This is a genomic window from Rhodococcus ruitaii, assembly GCF_055230935.1.
The window spans coordinates 360,459-380,293 of the sequence record NZ_JBUYWC010000003.1 but is presented as its reverse complement, the minus strand read 5'-3'; the positions used below and the strand labels follow the sequence as shown (position 1 = coordinate 380,293).

27 protein-coding genes are annotated in these 19,835 nt (G+C 64.0%); 12 read left to right on the top strand and 15 right to left on the bottom strand.

Features of this window, described 5'->3' with window-relative positions; genetic code table 11:
• The first annotated feature begins 2 nt into the window (after positions 1-2).
• The 5 genes from ACZI8W_RS05005 to ACZI8W_RS04985 are packed head-to-tail and all read left to right on the top strand — an operon-like array spanning position 3 to position 4,051.
• Positions 3-500: a nuclear transport factor 2 family protein gene (locus tag ACZI8W_RS05005; RefSeq protein ID WP_463367381.1), complete on the top strand. Its 498-nt coding sequence runs from the start codon at positions 3-5 to the stop codon at positions 498-500.
• 41 nt (positions 501-541) lie between these two features.
• Positions 542-1,822 (top strand): aromatic ring-hydroxylating oxygenase subunit alpha, encoded by a 1,281-nt coding sequence (locus ACZI8W_RS05000; protein ID WP_463367380.1) that lies wholly within the window; start codon positions 542-544, stop codon positions 1,820-1,822.
• Positions 1,815-2,309, top strand: coding sequence for an aromatic-ring-hydroxylating dioxygenase subunit beta (locus ACZI8W_RS04995; RefSeq protein WP_463367379.1), 495 nt, complete (start codon positions 1,815-1,817; stop codon positions 2,307-2,309). The genes ACZI8W_RS05000 and ACZI8W_RS04995 overlap by 8 nt, the downstream gene beginning before the upstream one ends.
• Positions 2,310-2,318: 9 nt before the next feature.
• Complete coding sequence (locus tag ACZI8W_RS04990) at positions 2,319-3,074, top strand: SDR family NAD(P)-dependent oxidoreductase (RefSeq protein WP_463367378.1); 756 nt, start codon at positions 2,319-2,321, stop codon at positions 3,072-3,074.
• A 26-nt stretch (positions 3,075-3,100) separates the two neighbouring features.
• Complete coding sequence (locus ACZI8W_RS04985; RefSeq protein ID WP_463367377.1) at positions 3,101-4,051, top strand: PDR/VanB family oxidoreductase; 951 nt, start codon at positions 3,101-3,103, stop codon at positions 4,049-4,051.
• Here the strand turns inward: ACZI8W_RS04985 and ACZI8W_RS04980 are convergent.
• The 5 genes from ACZI8W_RS04980 to ACZI8W_RS04960 are packed head-to-tail and all read right to left on the bottom strand — an operon-like array spanning position 4,045 to position 6,478.
• Entirely contained in the window at positions 4,045-4,866 is an 822-nt protein-coding gene (locus ACZI8W_RS04980) for an MBL fold metallo-hydrolase (protein ID WP_463367376.1), read from the bottom strand. The two genes, ACZI8W_RS04985 and ACZI8W_RS04980, sit on opposite strands and share 7 nt — an antisense overlap.
• Before the next feature lie 21 nt (positions 4,867-4,887).
• Positions 4,888-5,181: a VOC family protein gene (locus ACZI8W_RS04975; RefSeq protein ID WP_463367375.1), complete on the bottom strand. Its 294-nt coding sequence runs from the start codon at positions 5,179-5,181 to the stop codon at positions 4,888-4,890.
• 26 nt (positions 5,182-5,207) lie between these two features.
• Positions 5,208-5,699: a zinc-binding dehydrogenase gene (locus ACZI8W_RS04970; RefSeq protein WP_463367374.1), complete on the bottom strand. Its 492-nt coding sequence runs from the start codon at positions 5,697-5,699 to the stop codon at positions 5,208-5,210.
• A 16-nt stretch (positions 5,700-5,715) separates the two neighbouring features.
• Entirely contained in the window at positions 5,716-6,294 is a 579-nt protein-coding gene (locus ACZI8W_RS04965; RefSeq protein ID WP_463367373.1) for an ester cyclase, read from the bottom strand.
• Between the two features lie 43 nt (positions 6,295-6,337).
• On the bottom strand, positions 6,338-6,478 hold the full coding sequence (locus tag ACZI8W_RS04960; protein ID WP_463367372.1) for a hypothetical protein: 141 nt from the start codon (positions 6,476-6,478) through the stop codon (positions 6,338-6,340).
• Here ACZI8W_RS04960 and ACZI8W_RS04955 point away from each other — a divergent pair.
• Both ACZI8W_RS04955 and ACZI8W_RS04950 read left to right on the top strand, forming a co-directional pair.
• Positions 6,477-6,668, top strand: coding sequence for a hypothetical protein (locus ACZI8W_RS04955; protein WP_463367371.1), 192 nt, complete (start codon positions 6,477-6,479; stop codon positions 6,666-6,668). The genes ACZI8W_RS04960 and ACZI8W_RS04955 overlap by 2 nt on opposite strands.
• 321 nt (positions 6,669-6,989) lie before the next feature.
• A complete protein-coding gene (locus ACZI8W_RS04950) occupies positions 6,990-7,691 on the top strand; it encodes a TetR family transcriptional regulator (protein ID WP_463367370.1) in 702 nt (233 codons plus the stop codon).
• A gap of 32 nt (positions 7,692-7,723) precedes the next feature.
• Here the strand turns inward: ACZI8W_RS04950 and ACZI8W_RS04945 are convergent, their stop codons facing one another.
• The 3 genes from ACZI8W_RS04945 to ACZI8W_RS04935 form a co-directional block, all read right to left on the bottom strand.
• Complete coding sequence (locus ACZI8W_RS04945; protein ID WP_463367369.1) at positions 7,724-8,377, bottom strand: response regulator transcription factor; 654 nt, start codon at positions 8,375-8,377, stop codon at positions 7,724-7,726.
• A complete protein-coding gene (locus ACZI8W_RS04940) occupies positions 8,374-8,679 on the bottom strand; it encodes a hypothetical protein (protein ID WP_463367368.1) in 306 nt (101 codons plus the stop codon). Before ACZI8W_RS04940 ends, ACZI8W_RS04945 begins: the two co-directional genes overlap by 4 nt.
• A gap of 74 nt (positions 8,680-8,753) precedes the next feature.
• Positions 8,754-10,046, bottom strand: a complete 1,293-nt coding sequence (locus tag ACZI8W_RS04935) for an amidase (protein WP_463367367.1) — start codon at positions 10,044-10,046, stop codon at positions 8,754-8,756.
• Positions 10,047-10,235: 189 nt separating this feature from the next.
• On the opposite strand from ACZI8W_RS04935, the gene ACZI8W_RS04930 reads away from it, so the two are divergent.
• Both ACZI8W_RS04930 and ACZI8W_RS04925 read left to right on the top strand, forming a co-directional pair.
• On the top strand, positions 10,236-11,651 hold the full coding sequence (locus ACZI8W_RS04930) for an MFS transporter (protein ID WP_463367366.1): 1,416 nt from the start codon (positions 10,236-10,238) through the stop codon (positions 11,649-11,651).
• A 25-nt stretch (positions 11,652-11,676) separates the two neighbouring features.
• Complete coding sequence (locus tag ACZI8W_RS04925) at positions 11,677-12,864, top strand: flavin reductase family protein (protein WP_463367365.1); 1,188 nt, start codon at positions 11,677-11,679, stop codon at positions 12,862-12,864.
• 189 nt (positions 12,865-13,053) lie between these two features.
• Here the strand turns inward: ACZI8W_RS04925 and ACZI8W_RS04920 are convergent, their stop codons facing one another.
• The 5 genes from ACZI8W_RS04920 to ACZI8W_RS04900 form a co-directional block, all read right to left on the bottom strand.
• The gene (locus ACZI8W_RS04920; protein WP_463367539.1) at positions 13,054-13,560 is read right to left on the bottom strand and encodes a DUF488 domain-containing protein; all 507 of its coding nucleotides are present in this window, start codon (positions 13,558-13,560) and stop codon (positions 13,054-13,056) included.
• A gap of 27 nt (positions 13,561-13,587) precedes the next feature.
• The gene (locus ACZI8W_RS04915; RefSeq protein WP_463367538.1) at positions 13,588-13,797 is read right to left on the bottom strand and encodes a hypervirulence associated TUDOR domain-containing protein; all 210 of its coding nucleotides are present in this window, start codon (positions 13,795-13,797) and stop codon (positions 13,588-13,590) included.
• A 156-nt stretch (positions 13,798-13,953) separates the two neighbouring features.
• Positions 13,954-14,100 carry a hypothetical protein gene (locus ACZI8W_RS04910; protein ID WP_463367364.1) on the bottom strand — a complete coding sequence of 49 codons (147 nt, stop codon included), beginning with the start codon at positions 14,098-14,100 and terminating at the stop codon, positions 13,954-13,956.
• A gap of 98 nt (positions 14,101-14,198) precedes the next feature.
• Positions 14,199-15,056, bottom strand: coding sequence for an alpha/beta fold hydrolase (locus tag ACZI8W_RS04905; protein ID WP_463367363.1), 858 nt, complete (start codon positions 15,054-15,056; stop codon positions 14,199-14,201).
• A 55-nt stretch (positions 15,057-15,111) separates the two neighbouring features.
• Positions 15,112-15,597, bottom strand: a complete 486-nt coding sequence (locus tag ACZI8W_RS04900; RefSeq protein ID WP_463367362.1) for a nuclear transport factor 2 family protein — start codon at positions 15,595-15,597, stop codon at positions 15,112-15,114.
• 289 nt (positions 15,598-15,886) lie between these two features.
• Between ACZI8W_RS04900 and ACZI8W_RS04895 the strand changes: the two genes are divergently transcribed.
• Positions 15,887-16,705: an MHYT domain-containing protein gene (locus ACZI8W_RS04895; RefSeq protein ID WP_463367361.1), complete on the top strand. Its 819-nt coding sequence runs from the start codon at positions 15,887-15,889 to the stop codon at positions 16,703-16,705.
• On the opposite strand, the gene ACZI8W_RS04890 is transcribed toward ACZI8W_RS04895, so the two are convergent.
• Positions 16,637-17,674: a beta-ketoacyl-ACP synthase III gene (locus ACZI8W_RS04890; protein WP_463367360.1), complete on the bottom strand. Its 1,038-nt coding sequence runs from the start codon at positions 17,672-17,674 to the stop codon at positions 16,637-16,639. The two genes, ACZI8W_RS04895 and ACZI8W_RS04890, sit on opposite strands and share 69 nt — an antisense overlap.
• 199 nt (positions 17,675-17,873) lie before the next feature.
• On the bottom strand, positions 17,874-18,437 hold the full coding sequence (locus ACZI8W_RS04885; protein ID WP_463367359.1) for a PadR family transcriptional regulator: 564 nt from the start codon (positions 18,435-18,437) through the stop codon (positions 17,874-17,876).
• 123 nt (positions 18,438-18,560) lie between these two features.
• On the opposite strand from ACZI8W_RS04885, the gene ACZI8W_RS04880 reads away from it, so the two are divergent.
• Together ACZI8W_RS04880 and ACZI8W_RS04875 are read left to right on the top strand one after the other, a co-directional pair.
• On the top strand, positions 18,561-19,211 hold the full coding sequence (locus ACZI8W_RS04880) for an NAD(P)-dependent oxidoreductase (RefSeq protein ID WP_463367358.1): 651 nt from the start codon (positions 18,561-18,563) through the stop codon (positions 19,209-19,211).
• 112 nt (positions 19,212-19,323) lie between these two features.
• Complete coding sequence (locus ACZI8W_RS04875; RefSeq protein WP_463367357.1) at positions 19,324-19,671, top strand: PLDc N-terminal domain-containing protein; 348 nt, start codon at positions 19,324-19,326, stop codon at positions 19,669-19,671.
• The last annotated feature ends 164 nt before the right edge of the window (positions 19,672-19,835 follow it).

Here is a 19,835-nt window from a genome sequence, read left to right as displayed (position 1 = left end):
CGATGACCGCCCTCGAACGCCGACTCGCGGTTCTCGAAGCGAAGGACGCCGTCCGCGACTGCCTGACCCACTACATGGACCTGTGCGACGTGCCCGGGCCACCTGAGAGCGCCGACCAGATCGGCCTGCTGTTCACCGCGGACGCAACCTGGGAGGGTGTCGGCCCTGAGTACGCCGGCAAGTTCGGTATCGCCCGAGGCCGCGCCGAGGTGGTTGCGCTCGTCTCGCGGTATCTGCCACCGGCAGAGCACTTCGTCCGCAATACTCATCTGGTCGGCAGCGAGCAGATCCGGGTCACAGATGATGATGCTCGGGGCCGCTGGATCATGCAGCAAACTTCGCTCTACACGGACGGGACCGCCGAGTTGTTGTGCGCCCGACTCGACATCGACTTCGAGATCGAACGACTCCCCCATCCCGCCGCCCGGATGAGCCGGTTCCGCACCCAGCGGATGTTCGCGACACCGCTGCCCACCGACGCAATGGCCCACCTGCACTGACGCGGACGCCCGCACGACACGACCCCCAAAGGAAGAGCACCATGACAACGGTCGAGCATTCGATCCAAGAGAACTACGGCGACCTCGTCGGCACCGATCGGGTCGCCGGCCGGCTCTATACCGATCCGGAAATCTTCCGCGTGGAGATGGAGAAGATCTTCTACCGCACGTGGGTGTGGGTCGCGCACGAGAGCGAGATCCCCGAGGCCGGATCGTTCAAGACCACACAGGTGGGTGATCAGCCGGTGATCGTCACCCGCGATCGCAAAGGCAATTTCAACACCCTGCTCAACCGGTGCCGACATCGCGGCGCGACCGTGTGCGACCAGCGCAGCGGCAAGGCGAACGGTTTCACCTGCCCCTACCACAACTGGTCGTACGCACTCGACGGTCGCCTGCGCGGCATCCCCTACCCGGACGGGTACGAGGGCGTCATCGACAAGAAGGACTACCCGCTCCAGACCCTGCGCACCGAACGCTACATGGGAATGATCTGGGCGACGTTCAACCAGGACGCCGAGCCGCTCGAGGATTTCCTGGGCGACGCCAAGATCTGGATGGAGCGGTTCTTCAAGCAGAGCAACGGTTTACCGACCAAGGTCATCGGGGTACACAAGTTCCGATTCAAGGGAAACTGGAAGATCCAGCTCGAGAACACCACCGACGGCTACCACTTCCCGATGGTCCACAAGTCGTGGATGGCCTCGGTCGACGCGGAAACCGCGAACATGATGTCGTTCATGGACGATCCGAGCGCCGAAACACACTCGCTCGGGAACGGGCACAGTGTCGCGATCATGGCAGCCGCCCACATGGACCTCGACATCGACGACGGAACCGAAGAGATCCAGCCTCGATTCCAGCATCTCGTCGACGAACTCGCCGAAGCCGGCGAAAGTCCCGAGCGGATCCGCCGCTACATGCGCTCGATGCACGGATGCGGATTCAACCTCAACACGTTCCCGAACGTGGCGATGTCGTCGTCGTTCTTCCGCGTGCTCATCCCCATTTCCGTCGACGAAACCGAGATCTGGCACATGGCCATCGGCATGGACGGCGGGCCGGAGAGCGTCAACCAGGAGCGACTGCGCATTCACGAACATTTCCAGGGGCCGTTCGGTTTCGGAAGCCCCGACGATGCCGAAGGCTGGACCCGCGTGCAGATCGGTGCCGGCGGCAATCCCAACATGCCGATCCTCGTCAACCGCGGGGAAGCGCGCGAACATCTCACCGAAGAAGGCTGGCCCACTTCACACGTCACCGACGAGACGGGAATGCGTGAGGCCTACGCAATGTGGAAGAAGCTGATGAGCGATGACTGATCTCACCCTGACCGACCCGCGCGTCCTGCGCGCCATCGAGCTCGTCTGGAAGGAAGCCGAAGCGCTCGACGACAAGGACTACAAGTCGTGGGAGCAGATGTATACCGACGATGCCCATTACGTCGTCCCCATCGACCCGGATACCGACGACTTCCAGTCGTCGCTCAACCTGGTGTACGACGACAAGCGCATGCGGCGTCTTCGCGTCGAGCGCATGCTGCAGGGCTATTCGCCGTCTGCGGTGGCGGCGGCACGCACCGTCCGGGTCATCTCCCGCTTCACCGTGCGCGAGCTCACCGACACCACCGTCACCATCCGCTCGGCTCAAATTCTCAACGCGTTCAAACGAAACGAGTTCCTGACACTCGGTGCGAACCTGACGCACACCATCGTCTTCGACGACGAAGGTGACGACAAGATCTCCCTCAAGGTGATCCGCCTCGTCGACAGCGAGGACGCGGTCAGCGCCTCCGGTTACCTGCTGTAAGGAGCTGACATGCCCACACCACGCACCGACGGCATCGCGGTCGTCACCGGCGCCGCCGGCGGAATGGGCGCCGTCATCGCCCGGAAACTGCACACCGACGGTCGGCGCGTCCTGCTTGCCGACCTCGACGGCGCTGCGGTCGACGCGCTCGCATCGGAATTGTCCGCAGACGGATCCACCGCGCGCGGGGTCAAACTCGACGTCGGCCACAAAACCGGGTTCGAGAAGGGGCTTGCGGTGTGCGAAGAGCTCTGGGGCACGCCCACGATCCTCGTCAACAACGCTGCGATCACCCAGGCAGCCGACCTGATGACCCTCGCCGAAGACGACTTCACCAACGTCCTGAACACGAACGTCAACAGCATCTTCTTCGGATGCCAGGTGTTCGGTGCTGCCATGGCCGGCGAGGGTTTCGGACGAATCGTCAACATGGCCTCGCTCGCGGGCCAGAACGGCGGCACAGCCACGGGCGGCCACTACGCCGCATCCAAAGGTGCCATTCTCACCACCACCAAGGTGTTCGCGCGTGAGCTGGCGAGCCGGGGCGTGACAGTCAACGCCGTCTCTCCTGGCCCGCACGACCTGCCGGTGGTGCGCAGGACGGTGCCCGCCGACAAGCTCGACAGCATCATCGCCGGTATCCCGGTGGGGCGGCTCGGCAGTCCGTCGTTCATCGCGGACACGGTCGCGCTATTGGTGTCCGATGACGCCTACTTCGTCACCGGCGCCTGCTGGGACGTCAACGGCGGACTGTACGTCCGCTGACTGTCGCTACACAAGGAGAACCGGACATGGCACTCATCGACGTCATCGTCTCCGATATCACCCAGGAAACTCCGACCGTCAAGTCGATCAGGTTGGAAAAGCCCGACGGGTCGCCGCTGGGTACCTATCTTCCGGGTGCGCACATCGACGTGGAAGGGCCGACGGCCATCACCCGCCAGTACTCGCTCTGCAGCACCCCAGACGCCGCGGACTCGTTCGCATTCGCCGTCAAGCGTGAAGCCAACTCCCGCGGCGGGTCTGCCGCTCTGCACGAACTCGCGGTCGGCGACAGGCTTCGCATCAGCGAACCCAGGAACCTACTCGGCATCGCAGACGACGCACAGCACCATGTGCTCGTGGCCGCAGGCATCGGCATCACCCCGATGTTGAGCATGGCCCGCTACATGGACGTCCACGACATCAGCTTCGAACTTCACTACTTCGCCCGCACCGAAGCCGAGGCCGCGTTCCTGCCGTTGCTGAACGACCGCTGCCCCGAGAAACTCCACGCACACATCGGAGTTGCCCGCGACGGCCAGGAACAGGTACTCGACGCGGCCTTCACGACATTGCCGACAGGTACGCACGTCTACACGTGCGGACCGGACGGATTCATGGACAAGGTCGTCGCGGTCGCGGGCCGGCATGTCTCGCCCGATGCTGTCCACCTGGAGAACTTTCACGCCGTCGAGCAGCCCGATGCTGCGGAAAACACGGCGTTCGAGGTGGAATTGGAAGGCGAGACCTACGAGATCCCCACAGACAAGAGCATCGTCGAAGTACTTCAGGAGAACGGCTGCGACATCGACACCTCGTGTGAGGAAGGGATCTGCGGCACCTGCATCATGCAGGTATTGGACGGGGCGCCCGAGCACCGCGACAACGTGCTCACCAAGGCCGAGAAGGAATCGGGCGAGGTCATGGCGGTATGCGTGTCGCGCACGAAGAGCACCCGACTCGTGCTGGATTACTACTGAGCTGGATTATTACTGGGGTTCTTTGTTTCTCGGGGGACCGAATCATGGAACAGGCGCGGGTCGTGGGCGTTGATGATGTGGACGTCAGGCCGGTTCTCAGCCCACAGTTCGCTGAGGCGAACATGGTTTTCCCGGACACGGTTCCAGTCGTGGGCGATGATCCGCTCCATGGCCCGCAGCGAAAACGGTGACCGTGTGCCATCGAGCTGACCGTGGTGGTAGAAGGCGTCACCCGTGTGAAGAATCCATCGGTCTCCTGCATCGACGGCGACGGCCGCGTGTCCCCGACTGTGGCCGGGCAGGGCGATAAGCACGATTCCGTCGTCGATCTCGGTCAGCTGCCGAACGCCACGGAAGGAGCGCCACAAATCCCCTTGCGCGGGCTCGTAGGTGACAATTCGAGGTACGTGATCGCGCTGGGTAGGCAGATAACGGCCCTTTTCGATCGGCCCATGGGGATGGAGCGCCGCGTCGTTCTCCTTCGCGGTGAGATGCACCCGAGCCCAGGGAAAGTCGGCCAGTCCTCCGGTGTGATCGGCGTCGAAGTGGGTAAGCACGATGTCGCGTACGTCGTGGGGGTCATGGCCCAAATCCTGGATTTGCCGGATTGCGGCCTCGGCTTCGTCGAAGACCGGGCGGACGAAGTGCCGAGCGGGCCCGAATCGGGCGTCCGGTGCCTGCCGGTCGCGAAGGCCCAGTCCGGAGTCGACGAGGACCAACCGCGATCCGGTTTCCACCAGCAGGACGTGGCATACCAGCCCTCCGGGTGCGCCCCAGGGGCGCATGGTGCCGCAGTTGAGATGCGTGACTTTCATAGTGTGACCTCTTTCGGGTGTTCAGCCGAAGGCTTCCATGATCTCGGCCATTGCGGGAGGGTCGCCGCCGATCAGACCGGCATCGATCTTCTGGATAGGCTTGGTGCCGCCACCGTCGGAGATCTCGATCACCGAGCCGCGTGATGATCGGTTTCCAGATAAGCGAAACCGTCCGTCGGCGCCACTGATGCGGCCTTCCTGTCCGACGGTGAAACCGGCTGCCAGGGCGCGATCGTAGAGATCCTGGTAGCTCTCACTCCAGTAGGCGGTGTGCTGGACGCCTTCGTGGCCGGCGTCGAGGAAGTCGCGGTACATCGACGGCGCATCGTTGGTCGGCGAGATCAGCTCAATCTGGATATGCCGCCGCTGTTGGCCCGGAGCCGGTAGGCGGCCTCCTCCGCCCGAGCAACCGGGTAGACGGAGTCCAGTCGCGGGGTGATCTTTCCATCGGCGACCGCGGGAAGCACATTCTCGGTGAGGGCGCTGACAACGTCGGCGAGTTCGGCACGAGTGCGGATGCTGAAAGTGGTGCCGATCAGGCGCTGTCGACGGAACGCGAAGGTGTCGAGGTTCAGTTCGGTGGCGGCGAGGTCCTCGCTGGTGGTGGCGACGATCACCGTCCCGGCCGTGAACGGACCGGCTTCCTGCGAGTTCGCGGTGTAGCTGCCCTCCAATGCGTACCAGTCGGCGCGGTTGAGACCGGCAGCCACCACCTGGATACGCAACGCGCCGAGCTGGTCGGGTACATCGACCGTGTCGAGAACCCATTCGGATCCCCTGCCGCCGATCAGGGCGCGCATACGGGTGGGCTCGGATGCGGTGGCTGTCGTCACGGTGTGCTCCTGCGGGTTAGTCGTCGAGGCGGGGCGGGGTGGTGTCGAGCAGGCGTGGGTCGGGCTCGGCGCCGCTCATGGAGAGGGCGCCCTTGAGCGCGCCGGCGAGTGTGAGCAGATCCCGGGGACTCGTCTTGTCCAGACCACCGAGGAGTTGTTTGAGGATGGTGAGCTGGTCGAAGTAGATGCGTTCGGTGACCAGGTTCTCGTTCTCGTCGAAGACGAAGTAGGCCGTCATCCGGGTGCGGTGTTTCGAGCGGGTCGGCGGGATCGGACCGAGATTGCCCAGGTGGGTGCCGAGCAGCCAGAACTCCACAATGACCGCGTCCGGGCTGTGCCGGACGGCGATGAGTTCGTGGTCCTGGTCCGGGAACGCGACGCGGGTGTCGGTGTAGTAGCCGCGTACTTCCGAGTCGCCGTCGTGCACCGACATCTGGGCGATCAGCTCGTAGTGCGGATGCGGGAAGGTCGACAGTGTGGCGTCCCAGTCCTGGTCGACCTCGTCGCGGAAGTGGTCGAGCACGAGTTTCTCCCGGGCGCGCAACACCTCCTCCGGTGGCATCGTGAAGCGGGGCGGGATCTGGGTAGCGGTCATGGCCGAGTCTCCTGCGGGTCGGTGCCGAAAGGGGTGGTGCTTCTCAGTCGCGGTGGGTGAGCGATCCGTGGACGAAGGTGGGGTTGGTTCCTGGGTTGGTCCAGGCGCCAGTCAACTCGCTGGAAGGGAAGAACTGCAGGAATCGCTCGTCCGTCTGGGCGTGGTCTGCGATCGTCTTTTCCATGCCCCGGCGTCTTGATCACCGCGACACCCGGTCCGAGGATCACCGAGCCGTCGATCGGCAGGAATGCCTCGGCGGGCACGTCGCGGTAGGCGGCGGGTTGGTACCACGGCTTCTGCAGCGGGTGCAGCTCGGCCATGCCTCCAGGAAACCGGACGCCTTCGCGGTGAGTTCGTCGAAATACGGTGTGTAGCGGCCCAGTTCGTGATCGACAGGAACGGCGCGATCGCCCGTGATGCACGGAAGAGGCCGAACCGCGACGGGTAAGGCAGCGTGATCAGGTCGCAGGCCTCGACGGCATCCGGCTCGTCGAGGCCGGAGAGCGTGTCAACCTCCACGCCGATCGCCGGAAGGTCGGCCGACTCGACACTACCCCACGGAAACGCGGTCATCCGCTCACCTCCAATAAATACCCACACCGTGGGCAATAAGATGTGAGTCACACTATATCCACATCGTGGATTTTGACAACTACGGTGCGTCCATCGGCAGGCGCGTAGGCCACACTGGGTTCATGACCCGCAGTACTCAGTCGCCCGGAGAACCCACCGCTGCCAGGCGGGGGCGGCCTCCCAAAGGAGCTTTCCGGCTCTCCCGGGAGGCCATCGTCGATGCGACACTCGAGGTGATCGACACCGACGGTGTTGCGGCGGTCAGCATGCGGGCGGTCGGACGAGTGCTCGGTGTGGATGCGAAAAGTCTCTACAACCACGTCGAGGGCAAGGACGGTCTACTCGACGCCGTCGCCGAGGCACTTCTCGGCGGGATCGATCTCCCCGCACCCACGGGTGATCCAGAAGACGATCTGCGCCGGATCGCGCAAGCTTTCAGGGAGCAGGCCCTGGCACACCCGGCAGCCGCGGCACTCGTGCTGACCCGGCAGCTGTCCTCCCTCGAAGGCCTCGCTCCCATCGAGGCGGTCCTGCACGTCCTGGGAGAAGCGGGATTCAGCTCGACCGAATCCGTCCATCTGCTCAGGACATTCGTGGCAACACTCATCGGAGCGCTCCTCCGCGAAGTCTCCGCCGGGCCGACCTACGGCACCTCGGATCCTGAACTCGTCGCAGAGCGGATGCGTGTGCTCCGTGCCTCCCGACTCGTCAACGTCGCGGCGGCAGCCGAGGAACTTGCGCATTTCGATGGCGAAGCCGAGTACCGGTACGCTGTCGACTGCGCAATCGAGATAGTGCTCAATCGCGCCGCACGGGCCTCGTAGTAACAGGAAATCGGACCACGACCGACCTGCTTCTATCGATCCACGTCCCGGACCTCCACTCCATATCGAAGGAGGTCCCGGACGAAGGTTCCTATGCTGTCGGAGTCGGTCTTGCTCTTGATTCGGGCCCGGTGAACATCGACGGTCTTCACGCTCATGCCCAGCCTCCGAGCGATGTTCTGACTCGGCAACCCTTCGACGACCAGCGCGAGGATCTGCCGTTCCCTCGGAGTCAAGCACTCGAGCTTATCCTGAACCACTGCGCGCGAAACATGTTCGGCAAAACGGGTTCTGGCCTTCTCCGCACCGGACTGCACGGCGTCGAGCAGTCGCTGCGGATCGTAGGGCTTCTCGAGGAAGTCCATCGCGCCCTTCTGCAGCGCCCCGACGGACATCCTGATGTCGCCGTGTGCAGAGACGAAGATGATCACGACGTGCGGAGCGAATTCGTTGATTCTCTCCTGCAGCCGCGTGCCGCTCATCCCGGGCATCCGCACATCGAGCACGATGCACGCCGGCATCGAACCGTCGTACACATCGAGGAAGGCATCGGCACTGTGGCAGATCACCGGCTTGATACCGATGCTCTCGAGAATCCAGTCGACTGAATCGCACAGCGCGGGGTCATCGTCAACGACATACACCGTCGTTGCCGGAATGTCCTCGGGCGTGCGTGGCGTGGTCATTCGGTGTCGCCTCGCGGCCCGGTACTGTCTCCCCACGCAGCCTCAGCGGTCCAATACCGTGCTCCCACCGCACTGAGTTCGGGCTCCCACGGCGTGGTGCGCCTCAACAATGGTTCTTCACCGCGCACCGACTCGTCGGCGGCTTCCGGCCCGTCCGCTTCCACCGTCCAGTGCACCCAGTTGACCTCGCGGCCGTACTCGTCGTGCACGAACAGGTCGACGTGATGCCACCCGTAATTGAAGGTGTCCTCGTAGCAGGTGAGAAACATCCGGTGATGGTTGATCGGTCGCGGTGTCAGCATCCGAGTATCTTTCGAAGTCCCGGTATCTTTCGAATTCACTGTGTCTCCCGAATCCGTCAGTGGTGCAGTCATCGTCATCCGGCTATCGGAGGAAGCTCACGGAGTGCAGCCTCGATTTTCTCCCCCACGTCGAACAGATGCCCCTCGTCGCCTGCCGATCCGATCACCTGCAGACCCAGTGGAAGGCCCGACACCGTGCGGGCACCCGGCACGACCACCACCGGCACACCGAGTAGTTGCCATGGGCGGCTGAGGATCGGCGATCCGGTTGCAGACAACCCCTTCGGCGCCGGACCGGTCGCGGCCGGCCCGACGATCACGGACGGGCCGTCGAGGATCTCGCGCAGGAGTTCGCGCGAGCGGTCGCGACGGATCAGGGAGGCGGCGTATGCCGAATCTGTGATCTTCCGACCCTGCTGCAGGAGATCCACAATCTGAGGACTCAGTTCGTTGCGATGCTCGTCGAACTCACGGGTACGCATCTGTGCGGCCTCGTATCCCATCACCGTGAGGTGATCGTCTGCGAGGGTCTTTACGTGGTCGTCCCAGTCGAGCAGATCGGACCGGATGCCGAGATCGTTCAGGAGGGCGGGGATTCGCCCCAGCAACACGCTCATCGCGGGATCCATGCGGTCGAGCTCGCTGCCTCCCCAGACGAGAACTTCTGAAGTACTGCGGATCGAATCGCTCGGGTGCACACCGCGGAACGCATCGTGCACGTAACGGAGGTCGGCGACCGTGCGGGTCAGAAACCCCAGTGAATCGAGCGATTCGCTCAGGCCGATGATTCCCGACATATCGGTGCTGCCGTGTGACAGGACCATTCCCGCCGCGCCGCAGTACGACGCGGGTCGAGTGAGGGATCCTGCAGTCTGCGTTCCGAGCGCCAGCGGCACCGTGCCTGCACCCACCGCAGCGGCGGACCCGCTCGACGACCCACCCGGCGTGTGATCGAGCGCGTGCGGGTTGCGGGTGGGGCCGGGACGGAAGTAGCCGAACTCCGTCGTCACTGTCTTGCCCTGGATGACGGCACCGAGCGATCGGAGCCGAGCAACACAGGGTGCGTCGGAAGTCGCTGCGGAGGAAGACGTGACGGATGAGCCGGCACGGGTGGGCAAACCGGCGACGTCGATGAGGTCTTTCACGCCGACGGAGACACCGCGCAACGGAAAGTCGCGCGGATCGCGGTCGATGTCCGTTGCCTCGGCGGCCACCGTCTGCGACAGCTGCACCCATGCCGCGAGTTCCGGCTCCCGAGCCTCGATCGCTGCCCTGACCTGGGAAACAGCCTCCGTCGCCGTCGTCGAACCCGCACCTATCGACCGCACTTGATCCGAAACCGAGAAGCCAACTGCGGGCGAGTTCACATCTTCCTCCTACATTCGCTGACCTCACCATTCTGCCCAGTTGGCGCGGTCGCCGACAGTAAAGGTTTCTCTCCTACCCGAGCAAGGAAGCGGCAAATATGTTTTTCCACACCGTCGGTCCGATGGTTCCGCTCGAACATTTCTTCACGCACCACGCCCATTCCCAGCCCACAAGAAAGGCGGCTGCACATGGCTTCGTCCGTGGCGCCGGACAAGATCATCGATTCTCCCCGACCGGGGACATCGAAGAAGATCGATTTCGGCAGAATGAACCGCAAGGCCTGGCTCGTCACAGCGCTGCTCGTCCTGTTCCAGATCGTTGCGTTCGCCGACAAGGCAGTCTTGGGCCTGGTTGCGTCCGAAGCGATCCCTGATCTGGGTATCTCCGCGGTCGAATTCGGTTTCATCGGCAGTGCCTTCTTCTTCCTGTACGCCATCGTCTCCGTCGTGACCGGCTTCCTCGCCGCCAAAGTCTCGGTGCGATGGATTCTCCTCACGATGGGCGTCGTGTGGGCGGTCATGCAGTTCCCCATGCTTCTCGGTGGCGGTGCCGCAATCCTGCTGGTCACCCGCATCGTCCTCGGCGGCGCCGAAGGACCGGCCACGGCAATGTCGCTGACCTCGGTCCACTCGTGGTTCGAACCGCGGCGTCGCGCCCTGCCGTCGAATCTCGTGGCTGCCGGTTCCACCCTCGGTCCCGTGCTCGCCGCACCTGCGCTGGCGTGGGTCATCGGCGAGTGGGGCTGGCGCTGGGCCTTCGGAGTGCTGGGGATCGTCGGATTCGCCTGGGTCGTCGCGTGGGTGTTACTCGCCGGCGACGGCCCGTACTCGGGTCACGGAAAACACGGCGAGGATGGTGTGCCTGCCGAGACCGACGCCGAGTTGAACACCGAGGACGTCGACAAGCAGAAACCTGTCGCACTCTGGCGCGCATTCGCCAGCCTCGCCTTCCTTGCCGCAGTGATCGGCGGCGGCTCCAACTTCTGGGTGCAGGGATTCGTGACGACGTGGCTTCCGCAGTACCTCGGGACCGTCGTCGGGCTTTCCTTGCCCCAGGTCGGAACGGTCACCACCATTCCGTGGATCCTGGGCGCGGTCGTGCTGCTGCTCCTCGGGTTCCTCGGCCATCGGCTGATGCAGAGGGGGTTCGATTCGCACCGTTCCATCGCGATCCCCTTCGGTATCGCGGCACTCGTTGCCGGTGTCTGCTTCATCCTCGTCCAAGCGATGTCGGGTGTCTTCGCTGTGGCGCTGCTGTGTATCGCGGCCGGATGCAGCCTCGCGTACCCCATGACCGCATCAGCGTTGGCGTTTTCCGTGGGCAAGAAGCAACGGCCCATCATGATGGCCACGCTCGGTGGTGTCGCCTCCGTGGGAGCGATCATCTCGCCCACGCTCGTCGGATGGCTGATGACCCGAGCCGGATACGTTTCGCCGCCGTCCGGATCGGAACTCACTCCGGAGATGGCGAACAACATGGCAACCGGTGTGCACCTGGCATTCACGATCACGGGCGTCGTGCTGCTCGTCGGCGGCGTGCTGTGCATCCTGTTCCTCCGCCCCGAGGCCCTCGGACGCAAGCTCCAGGCCGGCTACAGCAAGTAAATTTCCCCGAGCAAGGAGGGCACTCATGTCCACCGATACCACCACCGACATCGATAAGGGCCTGTTCCGCGAGGTCATGGGCCACTACCCCACCGGAGTCGCAGTTGTCACGGGATGCGCGGACGACGGCGAGTTGCTCGCTCTCGTCGTCGGCACGTTCAGCTCGGTGTCGCTCGAGCCTCCCCTCGTCTCCTTCATGCCGATGAAGACATCCAAGACGTTCGAGAAGCTCCGCCGATGCACCTCGGTGTGCATCAACATTCTCGGCGGCGAGCAAGAAGACCTGGTCTCGACAATCGCACAACGATGGGAGAACAAGTTCGACGGCATCGACTGGTTCACCTCACCGTCCGGCGATCCGGTGCTGGCGCAATCGGTCGCGTGGGTCGACACACGCATCACGAACACAGTCGACGCGGGCGACCACTGGATCGTCCTGTGCAGCGTGAGTGACATGGCCGTCACCAATCCTGTAGCGCCCCTGGTGTACTTCCAGGGAGGCTACGGAAGTTTCGTCAGCACATCATTGATGGCCCGCATGGACCACGAGATCCTGGGCACGATCGAGGAAGCGGACGCCGCACGTCCCGATGTCGAGTCACTTGCCCAGGACGTCGGATGCGAGGTCAACCTCTATACCGCGATCAGCAGAGAAGAGATGGCGACCGTTCTGTCCGCGGTCGGCTCGGGTATCGAGCGGGAGAACGGACTTGCGCGGCGGATTCCGATGGTGCCACCCATCGGCGACAGCGTGGTCTTCGACCTCGCCGACGACGAGCAGGAGCGGTGGCTGGCCAAGGCCCGCGGCATCGACGAATCCGTGAAAGAGCACTACCGGCAACGGATTGCGTTCCTCCGCACCCACGGCTACGTACTCTCCCTGCTGCCACGAGAGGGCATTACCGCCTACGACCCGATGTGCGAGGCCACGCGGCGATACGAGTGCGGGCGCCTGACACCCTTGCAGGAGCGTGATATTCGGGCATCGATCGTCGAAACAACGGTCGACTACCGTCCGCGGGAACTCGATCCCGAGTGTCGCTACAACGTGGGCTCTGTCGTGCTGCCCGTCCGTGACCGGGACGGTAACCACACACTGACGCTACGTCTGGCACAACTCCCGATGCATGCGTCCGGAGCGGAGGTCGCGGAATGGATTTCCAGGGCCAAGGCAGTCGTCGCGGTGTTGGAAGGAGAAGCTCGACCAGCGTAAGAGCGGAGCAACGGACAGATACAACCTTTGCGAAGGCCTGTGTCTGTCAATTGCCGTTGCAACTACCGCCGGCGCGCCCTGCCTACTGTGTCGACCTGGAGTGCGCGCACCGCATCGAACTGGCGGCCGGATTCAGAAGCACCCCCGCTACCCTCGGCGCCTGCGACACCTCCCGACAGGCCGCGAATTTCACTCGTCCGGTGGGTACGTCAGGGTCCCGTCGTGCACCCGCGCATTCTCGTTCAGGGAAGCCACTTTCGTCGACGAAGCGGACAAGATGTGTCTCACGTCGAGGCCCGCGACGATCAACGCGTCGGTGATCAGCCGACGATGGCACCGCCACGGTACCGCCTCGCTGCACATGATTGCCGGCCGCTCGTGCCCGGCGAGTTCGATCAGCTCGTCCATGCCTTCCCGGAAGTCGTCGGTCTGCATGTAATCTGCATAATCTCGAAATGCCTTGACGCGCCATGCTCCATTGGCTGTGGGTGTGCCGCGCGGCGTATGACGCCTACCTCCCAATTGCCGCATCCACCGGTAGCCGATATCGGACGGCAGAGCCGCGATGATCGCCACCCTGTTCCACTGGGGGAACTTTCGCGAGGACGGAAATGAACGGACATCGACCAGGTGGCTGACGTCGTTGGCTCGCAGCATGGTCAACAGTTCGTCGAACTCCCGTGTCGAGTGCCCGATCGTCCATACGCTGCTGATGATGGGTACCTACGCCTTCGTCAGCGCGTCGCCCTTGTGCATGGCGATATGAGCGGTCTTGTCGCTCTCGATCTCGTACTGCGGGTCGCCCGTACTGCAGCGGCGGATGTGCCCCTTGTACTCCACGTCTTCGGTGTGCTTCTTGATGATCACGCCCTCGACGTAGCCGGCTTCGGAATTCCATCGAACGTGGTCCCCGACACGGAAATCATGTGCCATGGCTGTGCCCTCCATGCGTTGATGCTCGCTGACCGTTCTCACACGAACAGGGAGTTGTTGTCCTCCGGTGGCGCGCTGGGAGCGTTCCTCCATTTGCACGGCTTTCCGTTGGTTCACAACCGACGGAAAGCCTGACCAACGGTGGAAGCTTTCGAATCAGCGTTGCCCGGGGCGTTGCTGACGCAACTTCGCCACCAACTCCTGCGCCTTCCGCTGATTCTCCGGCTTGGACGCCTCGCGCTTGATGACCTGGACCGCCTTGATCGCGACGCCGGTCTTCAGAACCTTGCTGAACATGCCCATCGTGTACCCACCTGTCGCTGTTCCCGAGAGTTCGGTACTTCTACCATACGGAGCGGTCGGAACCGCACCCGCCGACGTGGTGTCCACCGCACCTCCGATTACACGGGGAGTGGCCGTTCGACAGCCGAACGCAGCAACGAGCGGAATCTTCCGGGCGCCTCCAACCAGGGAAAGTGCCCCGCCTCCGGAAGGATCGCGACGTCGCAGTCGAGGCGCGCACCCAACCGCGTCAACTCGTCGGCAGGTCGTGGATCTCCTGCGCCTCCGATGATCATCGACCCGGACGGCAGCACATTTCGCAGTTCGTCGATACGGGCATCGAGGGGGTGTGTCTTCTTCTCCACACCCAACTGGCTGTTCATCGAATAGTTGATCGGACGCCGGATGCGCGCGGCTTCCAGCGCCCACCGCCACGCGCGACGTCGGTCGGCGTGGTCGGTGAACCAGGACAGCGCGAGGAACTCGATCTCCTCGGCCTCGGACCGGGTCTCCATCGCGTCGAGGATCTCGAACCGGGATTGCTGGGTGTACGTTCGCCGCGACACTTCTGTCGTCTTGCACGGCTCACGCCAGTTACCCGTGAACGGTCCTGCCAGGTGGATGAGCCGCGCGACCCGTTGGGGGTGCGCGAGCGTGAAATAGCTGGCCAGGTCTGAACCGTACGAATGACCCACCAGCACGACCTGCTCGTGACCCCACCCGTCGAGGAGTCGTTTCAGGTCGGCGATGTGTCGTGTGAGGGTGTGGGGGCCGTCCCAGCACGACTTGCCCGTACCGCGCTGATCGTAGCGATGTACGACGGTGACGTCGTCGAGCATCTGCGCGACCGCTTGCAGATAGTCGGGGATTCCGGGGCCGCCGTGCAACAGAACGACCGGCGGCGCAGATCTACGCAATCCGGTCGTCCAGGTGCGGAGCGTGGCATCGTCGTCCATCCCGACCATGCACATCGCCATACACACAATCTAGAAGGTTCGCCGACGCTCCGCTGCCGGACCCGGCAAGAAGGTGTCAGCGCGACGCTCGCGCCAGCAGTTCTCGGGCTTCCTCACTGCCGTTGAGGACGCGGGAGGTACGGCGCTCGATCTTCCATTCCCCCTCGATACGGGCGAGTTCGAAGCGGTTGGCGGTCACGCGCCACACTCGGTACGAATCGGAATCGAGGTTGCGACGAAGCAACAGCGAGTGGCAGGTGGCGGTGGCGGTGGCGCCGTCGACCCGGATGTGGACGGGGTCGAGGAGGTGGCCGCAGCCTTCGGTGATGTAGTCCTGATGGGGCCGGGTCCGCACCATCTCGGTGATCGCGTCGCGGCCTTCCATCACCCGGATGTCGACGTCGTAGACGGCGTCCTCTGTCCACAGCGCACCGACGGCATCTGCGTCGCCGGCATCCACGGCGGGACCATAGGCCGTCAGCACGTCCTGGATCGCGGCCTTGTCCTCGAGGAGCTGAACGCGCTCGAGCAGCGAGGTCACCAGTTCTGCAGTGTCGGTCATGTCGCTCCGTCCGGACCGAGGGCACATCGTGGTCAGCGATGTGAGGGCGAACCCTGTTCTACCGGCCCTGGCAGCGCGAGGTGTCCTGCGTCCCGTTCAACGGAAAGGGCAGCGGCGACACACCAGTGCCTGCGGGGCCTCCGTGCGTCACCACGATCACGCGAACTCGCCGACACGCCCACGAGGCGTTATGCCACGTTGCGCTTCGGCGGTCGAGTTGGCCCCGCGTGTGGGATATGGTCGGGCCGCTGAGCCAGGAAAGGTTCGGTAGCTGGACACAGAGGATCCGATGCCGCACGAACAACACTTCACGTTGGGTTTGTGGGTGCCGTATCTGGCGTTCGTTACTGCGGCGGTCGGCTGCTACGTCGGATTGTGTTGCGTGAAGCAGTCCAGGAGATGCCTGACGCGCGCTGTCGGTGTGCGCTGGCTCGTGATGGCAGCCCTGTCGATCGGCGGAGTCGGCATCTGGCTCATGCACTTCATCGGCATGTCGGGTTTCTCCGTGCCTGCTTCCCCCGTTCGCTACGACCTCGGCACCACCTTGTTCTCGGTGGCACTTGCTGTTGGGGCGACGCTGTTCGGCCTGCTGATCTCGGACGCTTATCCATCCGCAGCCCGGCGGCTCCCACGCTCTGTGACGCTGACCGTCGGCGGGACAGTGATGGGAACGGCCATCGTTCTCATGCACTACAGCGGCATGGCCGCAATCCGAATCCAGGGCATCATCCACCACGACCCGACAATGGTGGCAGCATCTGCGGCCATCGGCATCGTCGGGTCTGCGGCCGCGATGTGGGTATTCGAAGTGCCCGGGAAGTTTCCCGCGCGGGTGGCATCGACACTGTTGCTGGCCTGCGGCGTGGTGGCGTTGCACTACACCGGCATGGTGGGCATGAGTGCAGAAGTCGACCTCGATGCGCCCGCCCCCGAGGGCATGTCGGCGTTGTCGCTGTTGTTCCCGGCGTTCGTCGTCGGGATCGTCGTGCTTGCGGTGCCGATCGCCGCGCTTCTGCTCTCCCCCGAGAGCGACTGGGGTCTAGACGATCGGGGGCAGCTGGACGACCTGTCCCGCGTAGGAAAGTCCGGCACCGAAGCCGACGAGTAGCGCGGTGTCTCCCGGCTTGGATACGCCGGACCGGAGTAGTTCCTCCATTGCCATCGGGATCGACGCGGCGCTCGTGTTACCGGTCTCTCCGATGTCGCGCGCGACCGCGACGTTCTCGGGTAGATGCAGTCCCTTGATGAGCGCGTCGGTGATCCGGCTGTTGGCCTGATGCGGGACGAAGGCATCGAGGTCGGCGGCGCGTACGCCGGATTTCTCCAGTGCCTCGGTGCACGCCTTCCCCAGAAAACTCACCACCCAGCGGAATACCGCCGACCCGTTCATCCGGATGTACGGACGCACCGCCGGGGCACCGCCCGCCGCTGCTTCAGCGACTTCGTCGAAGTACGTCGTGAAGTCTTTGTCCTGCTTGATGGCGTCGGTCTGACTTCCGTCCGAGCCCCACGCGACCGGACCGATCCCCTCCGACTCGGCCGAACCCACCACGGCCGCTCCGGCACCGTCTGCGAAGATGAACGCGCAGGTCCGGTCGGTCGGCTCGAGCAGGTCGGACAACCGTTCCACCCCGATGACCAGCACATTCCGGGCCTGCCCGGCACGAACGAGGGCCGCGGCGTTGCCGAGGGCGTAGCAGAATCCCGCGCAGCCGGCCGAGATGTCGTAGGCGGCGGTGTCTTCCATGCCCAGTTCGGTGGCCACCACTGCACCGGCAGACGGCCCCAGCACCATCAGCGACGACGTAGCGAGCACGACAGCGTCGATCTGCTGGGCCTCCAGACCGGCCGCGGCGAGTGCGTCGCGGGAGGCGGCGACGCTCATCGAGATGATCGTTTCGTCGTCTTCGGCCCACCGCCGCGAAGAGATGCCGGACCTCGTCTTGATCCATTCGTCGGAGGAATCGATCTGGTCGACGATCTCGGCATTGGGCACGACGCGCCGCGGTCGATACACCCCCAGACCCAGCAGTGCAGCGTGGGTGACGGGTGCGGCGGTGGCGATCTGAACGGGCATGATTTCCTCTCCACATGAACCAGGTGGTTCACCCTCGTATTCAATTGTGTGCAGGCCGCCGGCTGTGTGCAGAACACCGGGCGAGCAGCACCCCGACAGTGCCGGTGGCCTGCGCCCGGCGCTCATTTTGTTTCGGGAAGGTTTACGTTGTCACCTTCGAGTCCAGCTTGCTCAGGCGACACGCGGAGCCAGAGGCCGATCAGGAAGCGTGTTCTTCCCCTGCCATCGTGTATTCGCCCTGTTCGAGACGTTCGACCAGTTCTCGCGTCCATTCGATGGCGCTGTCGGTGGTCTTCGCCCAATACCTGATTGCCTCGATGTGGTGCTGCCAATCCGCGTCGGAATTGCGCTCGTACTCGCCGACGACTCGCTGACGCTTGACCGTCAACGCGTCGAGCCGCACGCGAAGTAGGTCGAGCACGCGTTCGCGTGGCAGCACGGACATGAGCCCGATAGCCGCGACGATCTCAGCGGGATCCTCCCCCGAGGCGAGCGCTTTCTCGAGCAGCGTGCGGAACTCTTTCTCACCTTCGGCTGTGATCGAGTACTCGGTCCGGGCCGGGCCTGCTGCGGGGGAATCGGAGGCCACTTCCTGCAGAAGCCCTTGGTCGCGGAGGCGCCGGAGACCGTGGTAGACCGAGCCCTGCTTGAGACTCCCCCACAGGTCGACACTCCAGCCCTCGAGGTCGCGCATCACCTGATATCCGTGCGCGGTGGTGTGCCCACGAACTGCTCCGAGGAGGAGAAGCCTGGTGGCAGTCACTGGGGGAACCTTCCGTCGCGAGGTAGTGACGACCAATCTAGTACATCTTGACTAGTCGACAGAATGCTCTACCGTCGAACGGCAGTAGTCAAGTTGTACTAGTTTCAGACTGGAGGACTTCACATGCACCTCGTCATCGCCGGGGCCTCGGGCGCAACAGGCCGGATGCTCATCGACAGCGCCGCCGCAAGCGGCCACGAGATCACCGCCCTGGTTCGTCCGGGAAGCGGGTTCGACGCACCGGACGGCGTACACATGCGAGAGGCCCAGGTCACCACCGACCGCGCGCTGACACTCCCCCACGACACTGACGCCGTGATCTCGACCCTCGGAAAGAGGTCCTACGACGACACCGATCCCGTGTGTGCCGCGGGTACCGAAAACCTGCTGGCCGCAATGCAGCGTCAGGACATCCGCCGGATCGTCGTGGTATCGGCGTCGCCGGTACTGCGGTCCGGTGTCGGTGAACCGTGGTGGTTCCGCCACACAATTCGTCCGATAGTCCGACGTAAGGGCCCGAACATCTACTCGGATCTCGAAGCGATGGAAGAGGTGCTGCGCACGACGGGTTCGTTCTGCGACTGGACGATCCTGCGTCCCGGCTACCTCGTCGACAAGCCGGGACGCGGCCATCGTCTGATCCCCGAGGCGAATTCGATCGCCAGCGTGCACCGCGTCGACCTGGCCGGAGCCTTGCTGGAAGTCGTGCAGAACCCGGACACCGGCCGGCGCGCGTACGGCATCGGCGTGGCGAAAGCGAATCGGACGACGTAGGTGTCCGAAATGATGGTTTGTGGCGCATATTTCGCCTCACCAACCATCATTTCGGGCATCTCCGCCGCCCAGCACCGTGTCGGGCTCTGCCAGGAGCTGCTAGTTTGCGGGGGTGCCATACCTCGGACTGATCATCACCCTGCTGTGGCTGGGTTGCCTCGTCGACGTGATCTGCTCCGACGAAGAGCGCGTCCGGCACTTACCCAAAATGCTGTGGCTGATGGTGGTGCTTCTCCTACCGCTGGTCGGATCACTGCTCTGGCTGGTCCTCGGCCGACCCCAGGGCATCGCGGAGATCCTGGCATCGCAGTCGGCTCCCCATCCGCGACCCACCCGTCCCGTCATCGATCCCGAGCACGACGAGGACTTCCAGCACCGATTCCGCGCGCGCGTCGAAGAGCAGCGCCGGGTCGCTCAGGAACAGCGTCAGCGTGAAGAAGGCAACGAAACCGCCGGTTGACCGTCGGGGGCCAACTCCGGACTCGCACCACCCCTCGAAGGTGCGATATCGCGGTAGCTGCGCCGACCCTCACCTCGCGGTGCTCGGCAGGCCGATGCCCCTTGCATGGCATCGTCGCCTCGACTATCTCACAACGAACCCTCAGCGTTACTTATTCTAAAGAA

Excerpts from the sequence above, each read along its gene's own strand:
- ACZI8W_RS05005 (WP_463367381.1), top strand. The coding sequence starts at position 3 with ATGACCGCCCTCGAACGCCGACTCGCGGTTCTCGAAGCGAAGGACGCC.
- ACZI8W_RS05000 (WP_463367380.1), top strand. The coding sequence starts at position 542 with ATGACAACGGTCGAGCATTCGATCCAAGAGAACTACGGCGACCTCGTC.
- ACZI8W_RS04995 (WP_463367379.1), top strand. The coding sequence starts at position 1,815 with ATGACTGATCTCACCCTGACCGACCCGCGCGTCCTGCGCGCCATCGAG.
- ACZI8W_RS04990 (WP_463367378.1), top strand. The coding sequence starts at position 2,319 with ATGCCCACACCACGCACCGACGGCATCGCGGTCGTCACCGGCGCCGCC.
- ACZI8W_RS04985 (WP_463367377.1), top strand. The coding sequence starts at position 3,101 with ATGGCACTCATCGACGTCATCGTCTCCGATATCACCCAGGAAACTCCG.
- ACZI8W_RS04980 (WP_463367376.1), bottom strand. The coding sequence starts at position 4,866 with ATGAAAGTCACGCATCTCAACTGCGGCACCATGCGCCCCTGGGGCGCA.
- ACZI8W_RS04975 (WP_463367375.1), bottom strand. The coding sequence starts at position 5,181 with ATGTACCGCGACTTCCTCGACGCCGGCCACGAAGGCGTCCAGCACACC.
- ACZI8W_RS04965 (WP_463367373.1), bottom strand. The coding sequence starts at position 6,294 with ATGACCGCTACCCAGATCCCGCCCCGCTTCACGATGCCACCGGAGGAG.
- ACZI8W_RS04955 (WP_463367371.1), top strand. The coding sequence starts at position 6,477 with ATGCCCCGGCGTCTTGATCACCGCGACACCCGGTCCGAGGATCACCGA.
- ACZI8W_RS04960 (WP_463367372.1), bottom strand. The coding sequence starts at position 6,478 with ATGGAAAAGACGATCGCAGACCACGCCCAGACGGACGAGCGATTCCTG.
- ACZI8W_RS04950 (WP_463367370.1), top strand. The coding sequence starts at position 6,990 with ATGACCCGCAGTACTCAGTCGCCCGGAGAACCCACCGCTGCCAGGCGG.
- ACZI8W_RS04945 (WP_463367369.1), bottom strand. The coding sequence starts at position 8,377 with ATGACCACGCCACGCACGCCCGAGGACATTCCGGCAACGACGGTGTAT.
- ACZI8W_RS04940 (WP_463367368.1), bottom strand. The coding sequence starts at position 8,679 with ATGCTGACACCGCGACCGATCAACCATCACCGGATGTTTCTCACCTGC.
- ACZI8W_RS04930 (WP_463367366.1), top strand. The coding sequence starts at position 10,236 with ATGGCTTCGTCCGTGGCGCCGGACAAGATCATCGATTCTCCCCGACCG.
- ACZI8W_RS04925 (WP_463367365.1), top strand. The coding sequence starts at position 11,677 with ATGTCCACCGATACCACCACCGACATCGATAAGGGCCTGTTCCGCGAG.
- ACZI8W_RS04915 (WP_463367538.1), bottom strand. The coding sequence starts at position 13,797 with ATGGCACATGATTTCCGTGTCGGGGACCACGTTCGATGGAATTCCGAA.
- ACZI8W_RS04910 (WP_463367364.1), bottom strand. The coding sequence starts at position 14,100 with ATGGGCATGTTCAGCAAGGTTCTGAAGACCGGCGTCGCGATCAAGGCG.
- ACZI8W_RS04905 (WP_463367363.1), bottom strand. The coding sequence starts at position 15,056 with ATGGCGATGTGCATGGTCGGGATGGACGACGATGCCACGCTCCGCACC.
- ACZI8W_RS04900 (WP_463367362.1), bottom strand. The coding sequence starts at position 15,597 with ATGACCGACACTGCAGAACTGGTGACCTCGCTGCTCGAGCGCGTTCAG.
- ACZI8W_RS04895 (WP_463367361.1), top strand. The coding sequence starts at position 15,887 with ATGCCGCACGAACAACACTTCACGTTGGGTTTGTGGGTGCCGTATCTG.
- ACZI8W_RS04890 (WP_463367360.1), bottom strand. The coding sequence starts at position 17,674 with ATGCCCGTTCAGATCGCCACCGCCGCACCCGTCACCCACGCTGCACTG.
- ACZI8W_RS04880 (WP_463367358.1), top strand. The coding sequence starts at position 18,561 with ATGCACCTCGTCATCGCCGGGGCCTCGGGCGCAACAGGCCGGATGCTC.